General features: G+C 44.8%; 18 protein-coding genes, 2 riboswitches and 1 other annotated feature. Of the genes, 5 read left to right on the forward strand and 13 right to left on the reverse strand.

The features are described from left to right. Window positions 1-99: 99 nt before the first annotated feature. From QFZ78_RS10170 to QFZ78_RS10195, 7 genes are all read right to left on the reverse strand, one after another. The gene (locus QFZ78_RS10170; protein ID WP_036634482.1) at window positions 100-387 is read right to left on the reverse strand and encodes a ferredoxin family protein; all 288 of its coding nucleotides are present in this window, start codon (window positions 385-387) and stop codon (window positions 100-102) included. Further along, window positions 384-1,694, reverse strand: coding sequence for an FAD-dependent oxidoreductase (locus QFZ78_RS10175; RefSeq protein ID WP_307547131.1), 1,311 nt, complete (start codon window positions 1,692-1,694; stop codon window positions 384-386). Before QFZ78_RS10175 ends, QFZ78_RS10170 begins: the two co-directional genes overlap by 4 nt. Then, window positions 1,691-2,833 (reverse strand): electron transfer flavoprotein subunit alpha/FixB family protein, encoded by a 1,143-nt coding sequence (locus QFZ78_RS10180; RefSeq protein ID WP_307547133.1) that lies wholly within the window; start codon window positions 2,831-2,833, stop codon window positions 1,691-1,693. Before QFZ78_RS10180 ends, QFZ78_RS10175 begins: the two co-directional genes overlap by 4 nt. A 61-nt stretch (window positions 2,834-2,894) precedes the next feature. Further along, on the reverse strand, window positions 2,895-3,731 hold the full coding sequence (locus QFZ78_RS10185; protein ID WP_307547134.1) for an electron transfer flavoprotein subunit beta/FixA family protein: 837 nt from the start codon (window positions 3,729-3,731) through the stop codon (window positions 2,895-2,897). Window positions 3,732-4,013: 282 nt separating this feature from the next. Beyond that, window positions 4,014-4,079: a DUF3502 domain-containing protein gene (locus QFZ78_RS38490; protein WP_373460389.1), complete on the reverse strand. Its 66-nt coding sequence runs from the start codon at window positions 4,077-4,079 to the stop codon at window positions 4,014-4,016. Window positions 4,080-4,089: 10 nt separating this feature from the next. After that, window positions 4,090-4,512: a GNAT family N-acetyltransferase gene (locus QFZ78_RS10190; protein WP_307547135.1), complete on the reverse strand. Its 423-nt coding sequence runs from the start codon at window positions 4,510-4,512 to the stop codon at window positions 4,090-4,092. Between the two features lie 41 nt (window positions 4,513-4,553). Further along, window positions 4,554-5,204 (reverse strand): HAD family hydrolase, encoded by a 651-nt coding sequence (locus QFZ78_RS10195; RefSeq protein WP_307547136.1) that lies wholly within the window; start codon window positions 5,202-5,204, stop codon window positions 4,554-4,556. Between the two features lie 206 nt (window positions 5,205-5,410). After that, window positions 5,411-5,502, forward strand: a riboswitch (cyclic di-GMP riboswitch). Between the two features lie 62 nt (window positions 5,503-5,564). Here QFZ78_RS10195 and QFZ78_RS10200 point away from each other — a divergent pair. Further along, window positions 5,565-7,346, forward strand: a complete 1,782-nt coding sequence (locus QFZ78_RS10200) for a putative bifunctional diguanylate cyclase/phosphodiesterase (RefSeq protein ID WP_307547139.1) — start codon at window positions 5,565-5,567, stop codon at window positions 7,344-7,346. Between the two features lie 20 nt (window positions 7,347-7,366). On the opposite strand, the gene QFZ78_RS10205 is transcribed toward QFZ78_RS10200, so the two are convergent. Then, complete coding sequence (locus QFZ78_RS10205; RefSeq protein ID WP_307547140.1) at window positions 7,367-8,698, reverse strand: MFS transporter; 1,332 nt, start codon at window positions 8,696-8,698, stop codon at window positions 7,367-7,369. A 197-nt stretch (window positions 8,699-8,895) separates the two neighbouring features. Between QFZ78_RS10205 and QFZ78_RS10210 the strand changes: the two genes are divergently transcribed. From QFZ78_RS10210 to QFZ78_RS10225, 4 genes are all read left to right on the forward strand, one after another. After that, window positions 8,896-9,663 carry a sulfite exporter TauE/SafE family protein gene (locus tag QFZ78_RS10210; protein WP_307547142.1) on the forward strand — a complete coding sequence of 256 codons (768 nt, stop codon included), beginning with the start codon at window positions 8,896-8,898 and terminating at the stop codon, window positions 9,661-9,663. A gap of 385 nt (window positions 9,664-10,048) precedes the next feature. Next, window positions 10,049-10,450 carry an aspartate 1-decarboxylase gene (gene panD / locus QFZ78_RS10215; protein WP_307547144.1) on the forward strand — a complete coding sequence of 134 codons (402 nt, stop codon included), beginning with the start codon at window positions 10,049-10,051 and terminating at the stop codon, window positions 10,448-10,450. Further along, window positions 10,443-11,189: a YheC/YheD family protein gene (locus QFZ78_RS10220; protein ID WP_307547145.1), complete on the forward strand. Its 747-nt coding sequence runs from the start codon at window positions 10,443-10,445 to the stop codon at window positions 11,187-11,189. Before panD ends, QFZ78_RS10220 begins: the two co-directional genes overlap by 8 nt. Before the next feature lie 155 nt (window positions 11,190-11,344). After that, complete coding sequence (locus tag QFZ78_RS10225) at window positions 11,345-12,550, forward strand: threonine synthase (protein ID WP_307547147.1); 1,206 nt, start codon at window positions 11,345-11,347, stop codon at window positions 12,548-12,550. A gap of 83 nt (window positions 12,551-12,633) precedes the next feature. Here QFZ78_RS10225 and QFZ78_RS10230 read toward each other — a convergent pair whose 3' ends face one another. From QFZ78_RS10230 to QFZ78_RS10250, 5 genes are all read right to left on the reverse strand, one after another. Next, a complete protein-coding gene (locus QFZ78_RS10230) occupies window positions 12,634-13,263 on the reverse strand; it encodes a hypothetical protein (RefSeq protein WP_057306470.1) in 630 nt (209 codons plus the stop codon). A 185-nt stretch (window positions 13,264-13,448) separates the two neighbouring features. Next, window positions 13,449-15,335 carry an arginine--tRNA ligase gene (locus tag QFZ78_RS10235; protein WP_307547149.1) on the reverse strand — a complete coding sequence of 629 codons (1,887 nt, stop codon included), beginning with the start codon at window positions 15,333-15,335 and terminating at the stop codon, window positions 13,449-13,451. Window positions 15,336-15,413: 78 nt separating this feature from the next. Then, window positions 15,414-15,634: a binding site (T-box leader), on the reverse strand. A gap of 48 nt (window positions 15,635-15,682) precedes the next feature. Beyond that, complete coding sequence (locus QFZ78_RS10240) at window positions 15,683-16,549, reverse strand: EamA family transporter (RefSeq protein ID WP_307547151.1); 867 nt, start codon at window positions 16,547-16,549, stop codon at window positions 15,683-15,685. 58 nt (window positions 16,550-16,607) lie between these two features. After that, on the reverse strand, window positions 16,608-18,845 hold the full coding sequence (locus QFZ78_RS10245) for a GDYXXLXY domain-containing protein (RefSeq protein ID WP_307547152.1): 2,238 nt from the start codon (window positions 18,843-18,845) through the stop codon (window positions 16,608-16,610). Between the two features lie 167 nt (window positions 18,846-19,012). Next, a complete protein-coding gene (locus tag QFZ78_RS10250; protein ID WP_307547154.1) occupies window positions 19,013-19,363 on the reverse strand; it encodes a hypothetical protein in 351 nt (116 codons plus the stop codon). 36 nt (window positions 19,364-19,399) lie between these two features. Continuing rightward, window positions 19,400-19,494, reverse strand: a riboswitch (cyclic di-GMP riboswitch). Window positions 19,495-19,622 lie beyond the last annotated feature (128 nt).

The raw sequence follows: 19,622 nt of genomic DNA on the forward strand, positions 1-19,622 counted from the left end.
AGGATTACCACCTACATATGGAGGAATGTAGTTTTAGATGCATAGAAATAGGAGCCAAGGCTCGAAATAGCCCTAGCTCCGTTTTCGTATTTATCATTTTTAGCCAAATTTATAAGTCATGCCATAGCCGCCTTTGGGGTAGACCCAATCAATGTTGTAGGATGGACACGCAATTCGGCAGGTTCCGCATTCGATACAATTCTCAAACGCAACAGTTGTAATTTTAAGTTTCTTTTCCCATTCATAGACGTCCGAGGGACAGAAATAATTGCAATCCTTCGTTACACAATTTAAACAGGTCTGCGTATCCTTGATTACGAGGTGCGACTTATCATCGCATTTATAACGAATGGTAAATAGCTTATCTGAAATGTCACTTTGGCTCATCCGTTCATCGCCCTCCATCCTTTGTAGCCTAGTTTCATCAGGTTTACCGTACCGCCTGCGGCATTTTTGATGAGCTTCATGGCCATTTTTTGCTTATCCGCTTTGGTAATCCCATCCACGAGGAACATGTTGTAAGCCGCTTCATTCAGCGCTCTGGGCAGCTTGTCGAACAATAACTCTGGGTCCTGCTCTTTGAGGAATTGATGCATGCCTTTGTATTTCTGTAAGTCTTTATGAACAAAGGATTCGCGAATTTTTTGGTCGTAGGCTTTGAGTGAAGCAGCTGAAAAATCACTTTGTGCTTTGGCCTCAACAATCGCCTCGCCGGCCAGTCGACCAGAGGTCATGGCTAAATTCGTTCCTTCGCGGTGCACAAAGTTGATTAACTGCGCGGCATCCCCACAGACGCACCAGCCATCTCCCGACAACGACGGGATCGAGTGAAAGCCTCCCTCGGGAATCAAGTGCCCGGAGTACTCCTTCGTTTCTCCCCCTTGAATCAATTTCCGAATCATAGGGTGCTGCTTAACCGCATCGAGGACCGCATAAGGCTTCACCTTTTTGTCCCTTAAATGATTGACCATAACGCCTACGCCAAGTGAAATGGTTTCTTTATTTGTGTATAGAAAACCCATGCCCGCCATACCTAGCGTGGTCTCCCCCATAAACTCAATCGTAACGCCTTCGTCACCTTCGAGTCCGAATCGATCTTCGATTTTCTCCCTAGGAAGGGCAATTACTTCTTTCACAGCCAATGAAACTTCGTCCGGCATCCATTCTTTGTGAATGCCCATCGCCTTCCCGAGCAAGGAGTTTACCCCATCGGCAATGACGACAACATCGGCGTACAAATCGCCGTCATCTCGATCGGTACGAACACCAACGACCTTATTACCTTCGCGAATTACATCGAGTGCAACGGTTTCGTAAATAGGGATGGCCCCAGCAGCAACGGCTTTGTCCGCGAACCACTGATCGAACTTAACCCGCAGTCCCGTAAAGCAATTGTAAGGCTCCTTGTAAGCTTCATTGCGGTGCCCGAAGGTGACCATGGATTCTTTGCCCATCATCCAGATGCGCTGCTCCACAATGTAACGCTCCATGGGAAAGTTTTTTTCTTTCCAAAATTCGGGTACAAGCTCTTCGATTTGCTTACGGTATAGGACACCTCCGAAAATGTTTTTGGCTCCGGGGAACTCGCCCCTCTCCAACAACACAACGGATAATCCTGCACGTGCCATCGTCAAAGCGGCTGCTGCACCCGCCGGACCACCGCCAACAACAATCGCGTCAAATTTCTCGTTCACTTGGCTTCACTCCTTTCAAGAGCCACGTTAACCCCTGTCTTCAAATCGTAGGACGGCAAGGAGCTTTCAGTACTTGCTAGTTGGATGCCAAATAAAGTTCGACGCTTCCTTATCTCATTCGTAATGGCAGGAACAATTTTGAACATATCGCCTACTATGCCGTAATGTGCAAATTGGAAGATTGGCGCTTTGTCGTCTTTGTTAATCGCGACGACGACGTCCGCATGGCTCATACCTACGGTATGCTGAACTGCACCGGAAATGCCGATGGCGAAGTATAGCTTTGGCCTGACCGTGGCACCGGTTTGACCAACCTGGTGCTCATGCCCGATCCAGCCCGCATCGACCGCGGCACGCGATGCGCCAACGACGCCGCCGAGCGCATCCGCTAGCTCGGCGAGCAGCCCGAAAGCATCAGGCCCGCCAAGTCCGCGGCCCCCTGCCACGATAATCTCGGCATCCTCGAGATTGAGCTTGCCTGTTTCGCGCAGGAAGTCGAGCACCTGCGCGGCAATCTCTTCCTCTCGCATCGTCGCCTCGATGCGAATGATTTCGCCTTGGCGCGTCGCGTCCTTCGGCAGCGCCTGAAACACCCCGGCGCGCGCCGTCGCCATCTGCGGCCGGTACTGCTTACAGAGGATGGTGGCCATCATCTTCTCGGAAAAAGCCGGCCGGCTGGCCAGCAGCAGCCTTGACGGCGGCGGCTCCACGTCTAGCTGCGTCGTGTCGGCAGTCAGCCCCGTCGGCAGGTGTGTCGCTATCGCACCTGCCAAGTCGCGGCCCGTCGCTGTCGCGCCGAACAGCACGATCTCGGGCTTCGCTTCCTCGATCAGTTTCAAGCAGACACGGCTGTATGGCCGAGTCCGGTAGGTGCGAAGCTCAGGTGCTTCGCATAGGAACACCTTATCCGCGCCGTAATGCACGGCTTCATCGGCGAGGTGAGCCACATTCTCACCGATCACAAGCGCCATGAGCGGCGCGTCAAGCTTCGTGGCCAGCTTCTTGCCTTCGCCCAGCAGCTGCCAGGAAACCTTCTTCGCAGCTCCATCTCGCTGCTCTACAACGATTAATACCCCCCGATATGCCGACCAATCGGGCATCGACGCTTCAGGCTGGTCGTGTGTTTGTTCATTTGTCATCGTATCTTCCTCCATTCCCATAACGGTGATTCAGAGTTTAGGTAGTACCCCTGCTTTTCTTTCACGAAGACCAGTCTAACAAAGTCTGCATCTCTTTCGTCATGAGCTGATCGGCTAGCTGAGCAGCGGCTTCTTCTGGTGAATCAAACGCGATCATGTGCGTTTTAACCGCTTTTATCTCGGGCACCCATGTTTTGGCTACGATCGTTGGTGAGCCTTTTAGCCCGATTTTCGCTCTTTCAAGATCCGGAAAATCAGCTGTCGTCCAAACAGTCGGCTTATAACGCGCAGCCCGAATCATACCGGGCAGCGATGCTCGTCTCACCTTATTCAGTTCCTTCAGCGCCGTGATCAGCACCGGCATGCTTGTCTCAACGACTTCTATGCCATCTTCCAAGAGCCGATGCACACGAACTTTTCGCCGCTTTTCATCCACATCAACAACTTTGTTTACATAAGTAAGCTGTTCCAAATCCAATCGGCATGCGACGCCTGGCCCAACTTGCCCCGTGTCGCCGTCCAGCGTTTGTTTGCCGCAAAAAACGATATCCACCGGTCCCCACGTTTCAGCAATTTTACGGATGGTTCGGGCAACAACGTACGATGTCGCCAGCGTGTCCGCTCCCGCGAAGCCGCGATCCGTCACCAACACAGCATCGTCTGCCCCGAGGGAGATGCATTCCTTTAATCCTTTCTCCGCTGGCGGAGGTCCCATTGTGACTACTGTAATCCTTGCCCCCTGTTCATCCTTAATACGGAGCGCCTCTTCCAGCCCATGCATATCATAGAAGTTCACGATACTTGGGACACCTTGGCGAATTAACGTATTATTTTTGGGGTCAATGCGAATTTCTCTAGAGTCAGGTACCTGCTTAATACAAACGACTATATGCAGCATCTCTGCACCCTCCTATTTCTTAGGAAACTTGCTTGCACATTCGACAGCAAACGGATCTGAGCTTGTCAGCATTGTGAATTTTGTCACTTAAAATGACGAAACGAAATCGCTTTCAGTCTTTTTTTTAAGTTAATAATCTAACACAATATATGCGAAAAGCCTCCTAACATGACACTTACTTTAGTCCAAGGCCCAAAAGTAATCTTACCGATGTTGCTCGGAGAATGAAAAAGCCGCAACCTACGCCAAAGCGTGGAATGCAGCTCTCTCCTTATTTAATGATTATTTTTTGTTCGTTTTCGCCCATTCGTCTAATTGTCTTTGCTTCTCAGCAATAATTTTATCCATACCTGCCGCTTTAATCCTCTTCCGCTTCTTCTACCTCATAGGTACATAGGAAACGCTCAACACCTGGATACTTCTCCCCAAGGCTGCGAATAACGAACCCAATATTCCGATAAAATTGGACTGACTCTTCATCCGTTTCAGCCACGATTCGAACAGGGTGCATATCTTCAATAATTTCAAGGATAATTCCCCGTCCAAAGCCTACCCCTCTGCTCTCCGGTTCAACGGCCAGATGAGTGATCGTCATCTCCTGATTATCACTGAGCTTAAAGCCGATGATGCCCACCAAGATACCTTCGGATTCATATCCAAACAACCATAGATTAGCATCATTTTCATAACGCTCAATGACAGGTTGCAGCGCCTCCTGATCGGGGAAAACGCTGTAACTCAGCAGTTCTTGTATTTCAATTTCGTAAAGTCGGGATTTCACATTCACTAACATCTTTATTCACTACTTTCGTTTTACATTATCTACACATAATCTAACAACTTAAGCAAGCTGTCAATATGCGCTATAGGGGTGATTCCCTTCTCCTTCATCAGATGTCCGTTTGGCCCATAGCTGATAAAGGGAACTCCTGCATCAACGGATGCTCTGCCATCTATCCACGAATCACCGATCGATATCCATTCGTTCTCAAGAATTTGTGGAAAATGCTGCTTAGCAGCTAAGTACCCGGAGGGAGATGGTTTCATGGCATTCATCTGCTCTCTTCCGATGATCAAATCAAAGTATGGATGAATTCCAGTCGTTTCCAACGCATGTACTGCGGCCTTGTATGAATTATTTGTAACAATAACCAGGACATAGCCCGTCATTAAAACATTTAGAAGCTCGGAAACATGGGATTCCAGTCCTGCACCCTCCATGCCTATTAGTTCATGTTGAACGACCATATTCATTACTTCATTATAGGACTCTTCAGGTATCCCATTCGCTTTCACATGCTCAATCATGGTTGATGTGGTATGCTCTTGAATCGGGAAACCAACTGGCAGTAAATCATTCTCTGTAAGGTAGTCCGCCACTTGCTTTTTCATCATTTGGAAATTAATGCTAGACCTCAGCAGTGTATTATCCATATCAAAAATAATGCCTCGAACTTGACTTGATGTACTCATTAAACCTCACCTATCCATCTCTAGAACTATAGAAATTTTAAGAAATTAGCATTATTAATTTTTTTTAGTTGAATTCGACATTTTTCGCTAATTATATGTAAATACCGCTATAGACACGTCATTTTTAACTAATTATAATGAGGCGTATTAACTGGTATATAAGCTTTTTACATCATTAACTAGTGCCTTTTGAACTACATATATAGAATCGTCAAAAGCAAACCATTGGAAACAATGCGACGCAAAGCCATGACCTAAGGCACCCCTAATTGGATGCTATGGACGACAGGTTACCGAGTCAAGGAGTTCATCCTTTCATTCGGGATGGACTTTTTTATTTATACGAAATGAGGTTGATTCATGCATCTTACGCTAATAGATAGTTATCCTATTTACCTCATACTGCTAACGTTCATTATTTCAATAACTGCTCTTTACATATCCTTTACTAACCAAACAGCACTCAAAGCTTCCCTTTTAGAGTCTGCTATCGATTGTATCATGTTGCTTAATTCAAGTGGGAAGATCATTGCGTTTAATCCTGCGGCAGAAGCCATTTTTGGATACGAACGCAAAGAAGCTCTAGGGCTTACGTTAATTGATTTTCTTTTTGAAAAAGATGGCCAGGAGACAACCTTCTTAAATCTGCTGTTCACGGCTAAAGACGAGACGATTATCGGTAAGCGAATCGAATTGAAAGCATTTCGATCGGATGGCAGCGTATTTCCGGCAGAAATAACGATTACGAGCACTCCGTATAAAGGAAAGCTTGTCTATACAGCTTATCTTCGCGATCTGACTGAAAAAAAGAAATCTGAAGTAATGATACAGCAGCTAGCTTACTTTGATCTTCTGACAGGTTTGCCGAATCGCAACCAGTTCAATCAGCTTTTCCATGATGCGTTAAACAACGCCAAACAACATAAGCAAAGCTTAGCGCTACTTTTCCTTGATGTAAATCGGTTTAAGCACATCAACGATACCTTAGGCCATCACTTAGGAGATCTTGTTTTGCAAAAGTTCTCCGCATTGCTCTCAGAAAGCTTGTTTGCACAAAGCATTGTCTCCAGACTAAGTGGCGATGAATTTGTGATTTTGTTCCCTTTCGGAAATCGGAAGTCAGCAGCTGTGCAAGCGGAGAAAATCATTCAACAATTGGAAGCTCCTTTCCAAATCGATGGGCGAAATATTTTTGTTTCCACCAGTATTGGTATCTCTTTGTATCCTATCGATGGAGAAGATCCGGAGGTTTTACTGAAAAATGCCGATCAAGCGATGTATCGGGCCAAAGAACGTGGAGGAAACCATTATCATTTTTATGAACAGGAACTGAGTGTCATTCATTCGAGGAGAAGTGCCTGTGAACAATCCCTTCGGACAGCCAGAGAACAAAATGAGCTTTACCTGATGTACCAACCCAAATTCCATATTCCTACCGGCACAATCATCGGCGTTGAAGCTTTACTTAGGTGGGATAGCCATGAGTTAGGAAGCGTCTCGCCGAAGGAATTTATTCCTATTGCAGAAGAATCCGGACAAATTATTGCAATTGGAAAATGGGTATTACAAACGGCCTGCGTACAAATGAATAAATGGCAAGCTGCAGGTATGGAGCCTGTTCCTATTGCAATCAATATATCCGCTGTTCAGTTTCATCAAGAAGATTTGGTGACAATGATTCTTGATATTCTGCATCAAAATGAGCTGGAAGCAAAGTACTTAGAACTTGAAATTACCGAAAGTGCATTGATGAATAACAGCCTCAGCTGTATGGAAAAGCTTTATGCTTTAAAGCGTGAGGGAGTTAAAATCTCCATCGATGATTTCGGAACTGGTTATTCTTCTTTAAGTTATTTACATAAGTATCCAGTCGATACTTTGAAAATTGATAAATCGATCATTAAAGACATCTCTACCTTTATTTCTGATTCTTCTATCATTGAAGCTATTATGGCCATGTCATATAGTTTAAAATTGAGTGTCATTGCTGTAGGTGTAGAAACTCATGAACAGCTCACTTTTTTAGAGAGAGTTGGTTGTCAACATATACAAGGATACTTATTATCTGTTCCACTTACAGCCGAGCTATTTGAAAAGAGTTATATGATCCATGATGATAATGCTAGTCCAAATGCTTTATGAAAAAAGCCAGAATGCGGATGTTACTCCGTCTTCTGGCTTTTCAGATTGGACACCGAGCGAATAGCAAACGGCATGGCCAATGAAAGTAAGCTTGCCAAAAGTCCAAATACGAACATGCCGTGAATACCCGTATAAAAGACGCTGGATTTAGTAAGGATTGCCCCCATGATGGTTACGCTGACCGCTGTTCCAATATTCCGTGCAAAGAGCTGAAGCGAGGTGGAAATCCCCTTCTGGTTCGCTTCTACAAGCTGCTGTGAACCGATTGTAGTAATGGTGAAAATTATTCCATAAGCAAGACCAAGCGTCGTTAGTGCGGTAAACGTGTACCAGAATGGAGTACCTTCGTGTATGAAATAAAATAAGGCTGCTGTAATAACGAGTATCATATTACCTATAACTAAAAGCCGTTTATATCCATAGCGAAGCACCCAATTTCCACCAGGCACAGCAACGGCCATCCACCCAATGGATGTACTCAGAAGAGCAATACCACTGACAAACAACGAGTAGCCTTGATTTTGCAAGAAGAGAGGAATGAAGCTAGAAGTCCCAAAGAGAGCCGCGCAGCTGAGAAAGGAGCTTGCAATCATTATGGCCACCGGACGATTGCGAAGTAGGTTTAACGGAACAATTGGCGCAGGATGTCTTTTCTCATAAAAAAAGAAAGCAATCATAAATATCCCCCCTAGCGCACCATAGATGTAGCTATAATGCTCAACTGCTGTTGTAAGCAGCAATAAGGATATTCCACAGGCAAACAAAATAGCTCCGCCATAATCGACCACTGCTTTCTTCGGTTGATACACTTCCTTATACGGCTGCAAGGCAAGAAGTGCAATGATACATACCGGTATATTGACGAAAAAAATCCACCGCCAGCTCAGGTAGGTAACGAAGAACGTGCCCAGTAGAGGCGCTAAAATCGCAGATAACCCCCACATCCCGGTAAAATACGCTTGAACTTTACCTCGCTGCTCCACTGGATAAATATCTCCCGCAATGATGGCAGGAAAAGGCATCATCACCCCTGCACCAATCCCTTGAATGGCTCTGAACAGGATCAGCTGCAGCATGCTCTGAGATAAACCGCAAAGAACAGATCCGAAAAGAAACAGAAGTATACCTGCTGCAAAGATCCGTTTCCGCCCAAATAGGTCAGAAAGTCTGCCTGCTAGTGGAGCTAGTACAGTAGAAAGGACCATATAAGAGGTAAATGCCCATGCATACAGGTCATTGCCACCAATTTCTTTCACTATAATCGGCATGGTGGTATTCGCAATCGTGGTATCGATAGACGACACTAATACCGCCAAAACAATACTCACCATAACCGTTGTTCGATTTCTCAAGGATGTCCCCTCCTAACTGCTGATCTTTTTCACATCCATATATTGTAACTGATTCAAGAATGGATGAATAGCATGTTCAGAGCATGATGAAGTCAAATAAAAAGCACGTTAAAAAATTTCCCTTTACATAATGCTTTTCTATGTAATAAAATTAATCCAATAAGGTTAGTGGGTAATTCGATTGGGGACATGACAACATGACTTTAACAGTTTTATTTATGGGTGTATTGGTTGGTTTTATGGTCGGATTGACTGGTGTAGGCGGAGCTTCGCTGCTCACCCCTATTTTGATCCTGATTGGTATTCATCCTTCAATTGCCGTTGGAACAGACCTACTTTATAATTCGATTACAAAGCTTTTTGGCACGATTCAGCATTGGCGGCAGAAAACGATTGATTTCAAGCTGGTTAAAATGCTCGCTATGGGTAGTATTCCAGGTGTAATCGCAGCCGTTATTGTTTTGAAATTATTCAATTCGTTCTTTCATAATCAGGAGATCATTATTAAGCATGCCCTTGGTTATGTCTTGATTCTAGTAGCGATTGCAACCTTGTTTAAGGTTTTCTTCGGCCACAAGATCAAAGAAAATCGCTGGCAGCTCAAATCTTTGGAGGAGAAACGAGGACTAACCATCACAATTGGTGCTGTACTGGGTTTCGTTGTCGGGCTTACATCCATTGGATCTGGCTCCCTGTATGCCATTGCGATGCTTTACTTTTTCCGTATGATCCCTGCTCAGCTCGTAGGAACAGACATCGCTCACGCTTTCTTCCTTGCGACAACAGCAGGTATTCTGCACGCAAGTATGGGGAATGTGAATTATACACTCGTCCTCAATCTTCTCATCGGTTCCATTCCCGGCGTCATTATCGGCAGCATGCTATCCACCAAGGCACCGACCAATATTCTGCGCACAATTATTGCAAGTCTGATATTAATTAGCGGCATTAAATTAATAGGATGAAGCGCAGCTGAGGCTCTGTTTTTATTTTCCATTGAACCGGTCATCCATACAAAGAAGCATCCGAGTAAGCTTAATCGGATGCTTCTTGTTGTACTCATATCCTGTCGTTTTGTGCGGTTCCCCGGGAAATATCCGCTCCTAGCAGCATTGACCGCACTAGTTGAACCCTCTGCTTCTGTCCTCATAACCAGAATAGGCTGCAGAACTTTTCACTCCCATCTACCCAAGGTTTACATATAATCGTTTAATTAGTATATCAAAGCCATAATTCAACGTGGCATTTACCCATTTTTCGTTGGAAATAGGCTTTAACCTACACCAGGATGCCGACCTTAGTCATACTTTGTGATGAATACCTTATGTGATGATAAAGGAGCTACTGCATATGCAGCGACTAATGTGTAAAGGGAAGATCCACCGTGCGACGGTAACGGAAGCCGATTTGGATTATGTGGGAAGCATTACCATAGACGGTTTATTGATGCGCAAAGCGAATATTTTACCCTATGAAATGGTTCAAGTTACAAGCCTGCGAAACGCCACCAGGTGGAAAACATATGCGATACCTGCGCCGGAAGGCTGCGGTAAGATCGGTTTGAATGGTCCCCCTGCCCATCTTTTTGCTCCAGGCGATCTCGTAATTATTCTTAGTATGGGACTTATGAATGAAACAGAAATTAACAACCTCAAACCTCAAGTGGTTTTCGTTGATGAACGCAATCAACTGCTCCGGGTTGAAGAACATGATCTAGTTATTCTCAAGCAAGAAGCAAAATTCAATGAATAAACTAAACACAAGCAAATGGACCAAATATAAGCTGCTGCGGAAATCGTCTAAACTTCATGTGAATCTTCCAGAAACAGCCTGGCTGAGAGAGAGCTCTTTCTGGCGCATGATAAAAAAATACGGTGAGGTCATCATTAAACCGACTGGGAGCTATGGGGGCAATGGTGTCATTCGGATCAAAAAGATGGATTCTTCCACATATGAGGTACAGGATGGCGCTACAAAGAAAAATTTTACAGAGCATACCCAATTAAATGCCTATATCAAAAAGAAAGCGGGCAAGAATAACATCATTCAGGAGCGAATTCCGCTTGCCACGGTGAATGACCGGCCCTTTGATCTCAGAGTCATGGTGCAGCGCCGCCTAAATTCGCCTTGGGAAGTGACCGGTAAACTAGCCAAAGTGGCCGGAAAGGGCTTTATCGTAACGAATATTCGTATGAGCAGCGGCAAGGTTGTATCGGTGGAGCATGCGCTCAAAAATTCGGTACTCAAAACGATGCCGGCTGCCGACCTCCTCTCACAGCTCGATAAAGTTGCTTTACAAGCCGCTCAGAAATTAGGACCTTTCTATCCTTGGGTGCGTACGATGGGGATTGATATGGCTTTTGACAAAGAGGGAAATGTTTGGATTATTGAGGTTAATTTTGCTCCTATGCTTGAGCTATTTTTGAAACTGAAGGATAAGTCGATGTTCCACAAGATAAAGTCATTTCACAAAAACAAACCAAATAAATGAATCGGAAAAATAAGTTCGAAAATAAAATAAATCAAAAGACACAAGCCGTTTCCTTCTTCTCCTCTTGGTAATAGTCTAAATAAGAGTTTGCATTAGCAAAACTCAAATTAAAACTACGATAGTTTTCCTATTGAAAACTTTGAGGAGGCCCGGAGATGAACCGATTGGGGCTTTATTGCTCACGATGTTCTGCAAGGCTCCCTTTCCGCTATCAAGAAATGAAATGCGACTGCGGTGGTACTTTATTGGTCGATTACGACTTGGAGCACATAGCTAGAACATTAACGAAGGAAGCATTACAAACACGCTACCCATCAATGTGGAGATATAAAGAATTGCTTCCAGTGAGTAACCCTGATTGTATCGTCACCTTAGGCGAAGGCTGGACGCCACTCTTGCGCATGCAGGAATGGGAGCAGAAGCTGCCTATTAAACGGCTATGGATCAAGAGAGAAGAGCAGAACCCTACGGGGAGCTTTAAGTCGAGGGGCTTCTCCGTCGCTGTTTCCTTGCTCAAGGAAGCGGGAGCGACTAAGGCGGCCGTTCCATCCAATGGAAATGCCGCGGGCGCATTAGCCGCCTATGCAGGGCGTGCGGGGATCGAGGCATCTGTCTTTATCCCTATGGATTGCCCGCCATTAATCGTGGACGAATGTCCGTTATATGGAGCTGCCACCTTCCTCGTCGACGGCTTCATTCATGATGCAGCAGCAATCATTGAAGCGGGTAAACAAGATCAGGGCTGGGTAAACGTCGGCACATTGAAGGAGCCCGGACGTGTAGAAGGCAAGAAAACAATGGGACTTGAACTCGCCGAACAACTTGGTTGGACGTTCCCCGACGTCATCATCTATCCAACCGGCGGCGGCTCCGGTATTATTGGCATGTGGAAAGCCTACCAGGAGCTCAAAGCCCTCCACTGGATTGACGGTCCCATGCCAAGATTCGTCTGCGTGCAGGAAGAGGGATGCCAGCCAATTGTAGATGGCATAGCCTGCAGCCAAGCTAAAAGTGCCCAAGCTGCCGGAGTAGAAGCTAGTCCGACAGGTATGCGCGTACCGAATCCGCCAGACTTGGCGTTCATCCTGTCGATTGTGGAACAAAGCGGCGGCACAGCCATCGCTCTCTCCAAGAGCCAAATTGCCGAAGCCACGCATACCTTGGGCTCATTGGGCATCTCCTCCTCCCCCGAAGGCTCGGCAACTTGGGCAGGTCTGCTCGCCCTCTGCGATAGCGGATGGCTGCGTCCGAGCGATTCCGTTGTGCTTTTTAACACGTCGCACGCGATGAAATATGTGAAGTTTGGTTCCATCTCTGCACTTCCTATTATTAGAAGCTATGAGGATTATCGCCGTTTGTAGATAGGTAACTATTCCGCTATAAGCTCCCTAAAATCAAACTAAACAGCCAGGAGGAAGCCCTCCTGGCTGTTTAGTTCTAAATTTTATTGACCTAAATTATTTTCTTCATACAACCGATACATCGCTTGAATTAAAGGCTCTGCCGGGTCACGATTCAATAAATATAACGTCATTAAATATTGCAGCGGAAGCGCACACGTATTATTGCCGTCTTCAACAGCTACGAATCCAGCCTCTAGGACTGGACCATGCTCCTCATGAAGCTCCAAGTCCACATAGATCTTTTGATCAGGGAATTCTTCTCGCACGGTAGCCGCACAATAAGGAACAATGTGTTTATCCAGCAGTTCTTTGGCTTCATCTTCCGATTGTGGAGGATTCGGCAGCGGATGATTTTCCGGGCTTCTCAGCAAGTCTACGAAGAAGGACGATAACCACAGCCCCGCATTCGGATTCGTTTGGAAGTTTCTCATAATTTCATTTAAGAAAAATCCGCATGATGTGGACTTTTCATCATTTTTAAGTGTGAAAGCAAACATTGGACCATAAGTCGGATTATTGCCGATTTGTCCATCTACTTCATATTCGGGAAATTGTTCTTTCATTACTTCTTGAATGTGCTGAAACCAAGTCATAATGATCTGAGCCTGTTCGCGTTCTTGATCTTGTTCGTTATCTACTGGAGCTTGTGTGTCGATATCTTTTTCTGTCATTGTGGTTAAAGCCTCCTGAATCATTCAAATTGGCACGAATATCCCTATTGTACCGCATTTGATCAAGATCAGAAAGCTTATGTTGCATTTTTAAGGACGAATGCGAACAACGCCGACTTCCGAGGTATGCGCAAGAGTGACAGTGTCTCGGCGAGTGCATAGGGTAAATGCGATCGCTTTTCCGGTTACAATCGTTTTGGCGTCGGCATACCAAGTACTTCCAGTACCTGATGCATGGTCTGTTTATACGCTTGCGTGATCCAAAGGCGATGGGCAATGCGTTCTTCACTACCTTTTAAAACCGGACAAACACTGTAGAAATGGTTAAAAAGCGAAGCTAGCTCAAAAGCATAATGACAGAGTATGCTCGGCGCCAATTGCTTAGTGGCCGTTTCCAGTGTTTCGGGCCAATAGGCAGCGTGCCTCAATAGGTGGTATTCCTGTTCTTCCAAAAGATTCCCATCGAACTTTGCTTCCATCCTTTGCAGTCGAGTATCTTTCTTCGCTTTGTCCAAAATACTGTTTGCTCTTGTGTAGGCATAAAGCAAGTAGACGCCCGTGTTCCCGGTAATTTCCGTCGCATGTTCCAAGTCAAAAATAACTTCCGTTTGCAGCTGATATTTCAACAAATAATAACGGATCGCAGCCGCAGCTATTGATCTGCTGGAAATCCCCGCTTTTCTTGTACGTTTAGCGTCAATGACTCTCTCCATGTGATCTAACAGGTCCGCGACTTTAATTCCAATCCCTTGGCGCCCAGACATCGCATAGGAGCTTTTGCCATCCGAAATATCAATACCTAGTCCTGCTGCAGTTTCCGGGCTTAAGGAAACAACCCCATAGCTCACGTGCTTAAGCTGACTCGCCTGCTGCTCATAGCCCAGTACTTCTAGAGCTAGCTTAACCATCTCTTGCGGGTATTGCTGACGATAATCAATGACATTAATGACGACATCTGCTTGCCCTATCGATTTCTTTCTGCCCTGGGAAGCTGTGGACCATAGTCCATCCTCCCATTTTTTATATACAAAATCATTCGACAGCACACCGAATTTCCATAGATGATAGGCTATATCCTTCGCTGTATACGTTAATATACCATTGGAACGAACGAGCACTTTATCCCCTTGATAATCCGTGCTTTCTCCAGCTGCAACAACCCCTTCTTCTAGATTCTTCAGTACCCAGCAGCCTGCTAATTTCCCATCCGTCACCTTATGAAACATATCCGTTTGGCTCAACAACTCGAAGGTTGTATCCCAAAATCCCGCTCTCACAATACTGCTTTCCCAAACCAGCACATCGTAGTGAATGCCGAATTGCTTCATTTCATCCAACTGCTCGCGAACGATCCTTTCCGCCACCAAAGCACCCATCCATGCAAGATTAGAATGCCCGCTCTCTAGCGCATGAAGAACTGTAGAACGCTGCTCTACAAGCTCCGGCTGCACTTTGTAAGCCTGATTCACCTTCGCGTAGGTCTCCCAACAAAAATCGCCAAATCGATGAAAAGTCTCTTCTGTTTGTGTATGAAGAATGCCCACCACGGTATCCGCTAATTGATTCCCCAGATCATCGATATAGTTATGCACCTCCACCTGATAGCCTGCTTGCGAGAGCATGCGTGACAACGAATCACCGATACATGAATTTCTCAAATGGCCAACATGAGCAGCTTTATTGGGGTTGATTGACGTATGCTCGATCAAAACTTTTGTTTTGTTTCTTTGGTCAACAAGCCCTTTGGCAGCACCATAATGACCAGAAGACCAGGTGTCCCAATTAACATAAAAGTTCAGAAACCCTGGCGGCACCGCAGCCACTTTGGCGAATAAGCTTTGAACACACCCGCTCTTTTCTATGCGCTGTTGAAGCTCTTGCGCGATTTGCAAAGGAGCTTTACGAACTATTTTTGCTAAAAGCATAGCTACATTCGTGCTGTAATCCCCGTGCTCAGGATGAGCGGGGTGCTCCGTCAAGATTTTCAGAGTCGCAGGCTGTTCAATTCCGTACTCTTGAAATAAAACATCTACATGAAGCTTGATTTCATTCGTTAGAAGCTGTTGAATCATGGAATATTCCTCCTAATAGGTTAGTGCGTAACTGCGAATGTTTTGGCAGGAAAATGCAAAAAAGCCCCCGTCTCTACAATAAGAGACGAGAGCTGTTCATTCCCGCGGTACCACTCTAAGTGTTAAACCACTGGTTTAACCACTCCAACGATAACGGCTTATGCCGAATCTCCCTACATCGTACTATCGGAAGACCATTTCCCAGGCCCGCTTCACTCTTGACATTCGTACCGGTTCCCACCTTCTCCGGCTCGCTGCGACTGTCCGACAAGAATTACTGTCCTGTTCACCAATGTTGCTTATGAAATTAAGAATTTACTGAATATTACAGCAATAATAATGTGTTGTCAAGATCCAACTAATTTCATCATCATAATGCCAATGAATGCTAAAGCTAAGCCGGATTGCTCCATTTTTGAGAATTTGTCCCTCAGAACAAACCGTGTATACAATAAGACTATCAATACATTAAGTGCAACGACCGCGGAAACTAACCCTGTTTTCCCCTGATCGAACGCATGAATAATAAAGACCATACCAATGACATTTGTAATCCCGATGACCATTCCAATCAGGAAAGTTCTACGTTCGGTCCAACTGGCTGGTGCAGCTTCTTTTCCTTTATCCTTTGACCTGTCCTTCAACCACCATAATCCGAAACAGCATGTCCCAGTCACAAACATAAAAAATAGCGTTGGAAACAACGGCGCAGAAACGATGGTTGTCCATTTGCTAGACAAATCATTCCCGGCAAAAAGAAACAAAGCAAGCACTCCCCATCCGGCTCCTTGCAGATTCTTTAATGTGATATCATTCGAGTAACGGACGAATAAGATACCTACAACGATCACAATGAAGGCAAAGAATTGCCATAAATTGAGTCGTTCATCCCAAAGTAGAAATGCGACGAAGACCACAACGACCGATGGTAATCCGGTGAGGATGGCAACTAATGAGGCTTTGCCAACCGCAAAGCCTTTAAACATACTGGCATTGGCTCCAAAGGAGAACAATCCCATTTGAACACCAATCAGAGCAGACACCGTCCACTCTTGCTGGGTAATAAGGGCGCAGCAAATGCTGACGAGCGCCCCCATAAAAAATGTGCCGCAGAGCAGCACATTCCGATTCAGCGATTGTTGACTGGTCCAATGATATAGAATACCACGCAGCCCGAAACTGACAGCTGCAAGTACTGAAAATATAAGCCACATGAGAACAGGGTACCCCTTTCTTTTAAGCAAAGATCGGGTAATTTTACCACAATAATCTTTATTGGACAACACTTGGTTGTAACAATAATCGAACAAGGATCGCATCGCCGCCAGCAGAAACTTTTACTTCAGCAAATTTGGCATCCCGTTCATAAATACGACCTGTTCCTTCCGGAATGAAATAAGTCTCAATGCCGAACTCCATACCTTCATAACCGTTTTTCTTTCCATTCAAGCGAACCTCTCCCGGAGCTAATGTTTCCCCTTTGGTATACACGCGGCGGTATTCGTAAACACCTGTCGCCAGGTTCGGAGCGAGAACGACTGTCATTTTCCCCTTAGAATTTGCATCATCATTTTTATCTGCAAATAGAGGCGGCTCAGATATCGTATAGCGTAAACGCACATAATCACCCTGAATAAGAGAACGTGGATCAAGCGGTTCAAGCTGCAGCTTAATCAGCTGTCCGTGAGCGAGCAGCCACTCACTTTTACCAATTTGTAAGGACATTGCCATGACTTGCAGCAGAACAAGAAGTGCAATAATCCAGCGATTCATCGCATAAGTAGAAGTAACATCTGGTTGTTCACTTGCTTCCAAGCGATGTCTTTTTTCATACCAAACCGTAAAGGCAAGGATCAGAATCCCGATAATGGCGAAGCTAATCGATTTATGCAGAAGCTTCCAGGCCAGATCGTAATATTTGTATACCAGGAAAGCAATCCAGAAGCCCATTGACCAAGTATAAATCCATTTGATATTCAGTTGTCTACTAATGACCAAAGCGAGAACAACGACGATAAAGAACAGCACATTGGCTATATAATACCAAGATGACTCCGCTATAAAGGTTAAGGCGAATAAAGTTAACAGAAATGAAGGAAAACTGCTGTAAAGAATAGGCTGTCTGACTCCCGCATTTGCTATAACCTGACCAAAGGCAAACATAAGGAATAATAAGCTGGTAAGCACTGTAAGGACTATAATGCCGCTATCGATCCAATTGATTAGTACGAACGCAGCAATTATGACGGCAGCAAGAAAGAAGAATATGCGATGTACCAAACCAGTAATGTAGATAAAAGCTGCAACCGTAAGAGCAAGGAAAACCAAGAGAATAGGAACATTTTCCGTAAAAACAGCCGCTCCCGCGCCAAGCAGCAGTCCACTAATGAGAATCGTGTATCGCACTAATGCATTTAGTTTTTTCGCTATGATCATCGCAATGACAGTGACAAAACCAAAACCTATCAATACATTCTCCGGTTCATCAAATCCTAGTACAACTGTAACGATCCCAATGATCGTCAAGCTTCCCAGAATCGAACCAATAATGATGACTGATACAGTGAGAACACGGACGACCCATTTGGTAAAATCGCCATCCGGCTTTGCTTGATCCGAAGCTTCTAGATCTGAGTGATTTTCCGGATCCAAATGCTTGGATGCAGGATTCCAAGAACGAATAAAGTTCATGAAATTTACATTCGCAAAGATGAACAAGATAATAAACAACAAGCTGGCAATGAAAAACAACTCGTTATAATGCTGGATAATAAGCTCGATATATTTGACGGTCACCGAGATCGATACCCACAAACCCGCAAACAATAGATAAGCTTTGTTCCTCGTCTTGTGTGTATAGTAAATCGCTATCGCAAGTACTAGGACGAGAGGTAAGTTCATAAAGACACCGTACTTTTCGTACTCTTGTGAATTGGAAGCCACGACTAAAACAGCCATCCCAACTTGAAAAGAGATCCATTTGAGAAAAGACGATTGCAAAAGCCCCTGCTCGGTCAGAACATACAAGATGCCATTCGCAATGGAGATTCCGAGCCAGATGGCAATTTGGATGATTTCCGCATCTGAACTCCCTCCCCAACGTCCAAAGAAATAAATCCCATAAGCGAGATGGCCCAAAATATAGGCCAGTGCATAGTAGGGCTGCCATCTAGTTAATAGGGCAAGTAAAAATGCCGGAATGAACCATACGGCGAACAAGCTGTAACTGTCAGCATGAGAATTGTAGGTTTGCCCAATGAGCCCAACACCTACACCGAAGGATATACAGCTCGCAAACAGGCTAAGTTTACTTAGAAACTGCCTGCCATTTTGGCGAGAAAGCCATACTGATAAGCCGTAAAAGCCCATAATGAGCACAAAGATAGGAATGAATTTCTCCCAGCGGTTTAATTTCTCCCAATTCGTAGCAAAAAAATATACAATGGCGGTTAGTAGAGCACTAGCTCCCAATACATAGCCTAGTTGAATCGTAACAAATTTAGATTTCATGATGATATTCCTCCTCTCGCTTACTTCTTATTGTACTAGAGATGTTCAGTTTGAGAAGTACTATCTATTCCTAGTACCAGATCATTAGCCTATGGATGACAAGACTTTAAAATAACAAAAAAGCCAGCACTAGGCTGGCAAGTATCGAATGAAGAAAGCCGTTATATTCAATCTGTATTCTTAAACTTTTGAACAGAACTTTGCAGTACAACAGCCATATCAGATAGTTGGCGAATCGCTGAGGTTATTTCCTGAATGGAAGCACTTTGCTCTTGAGCCGCCGCCGCCACTTCCTCGTAGCCTGCAGATTGTTCCTCAGTAATTCCAGAGATTTTCTGCATGGCGTTAGAAATAGTCTCAAAGGATCTTTCCGCTCTCTCTAATGTATGGATCAAGTGGTCTGTCCGATTGGAGAAAACAGAAATTCCATTAAAAATAACTTTAAAACTTTCATACGTATCGTTAATCCAGCTTTGACCTTGTTCAACGGCTTGATTTCCTTGAACAATGCTCTCCATGACAAGAATGCTGTCATTTTGGGTACTGGAAACGAGCTCGGTGATTGAGCTTGCGGCTTTCGTGGATTGCTCCGCCAGTAGTCCCTCTAGCTTTGCGTCCCTATTTTTCAATAGGTTTGCCATTATAAAGTTGTAGGTGAAAATTCCCATCTTCGACAATAATCGACAACAAAACTTTACAATTTTATACATTAGTATAGTATAGTAATATAAATAAAACAACACAATTTTCCAGTATTGTTTGTAAAGATAGTATATT

The organism is Paenibacillus sp. V4I5 (assembly GCF_030817255.1).
GTDB lineage: Bacteria > Bacillota > Bacilli > Paenibacillales > NBRC-103111 > Paenibacillus_E.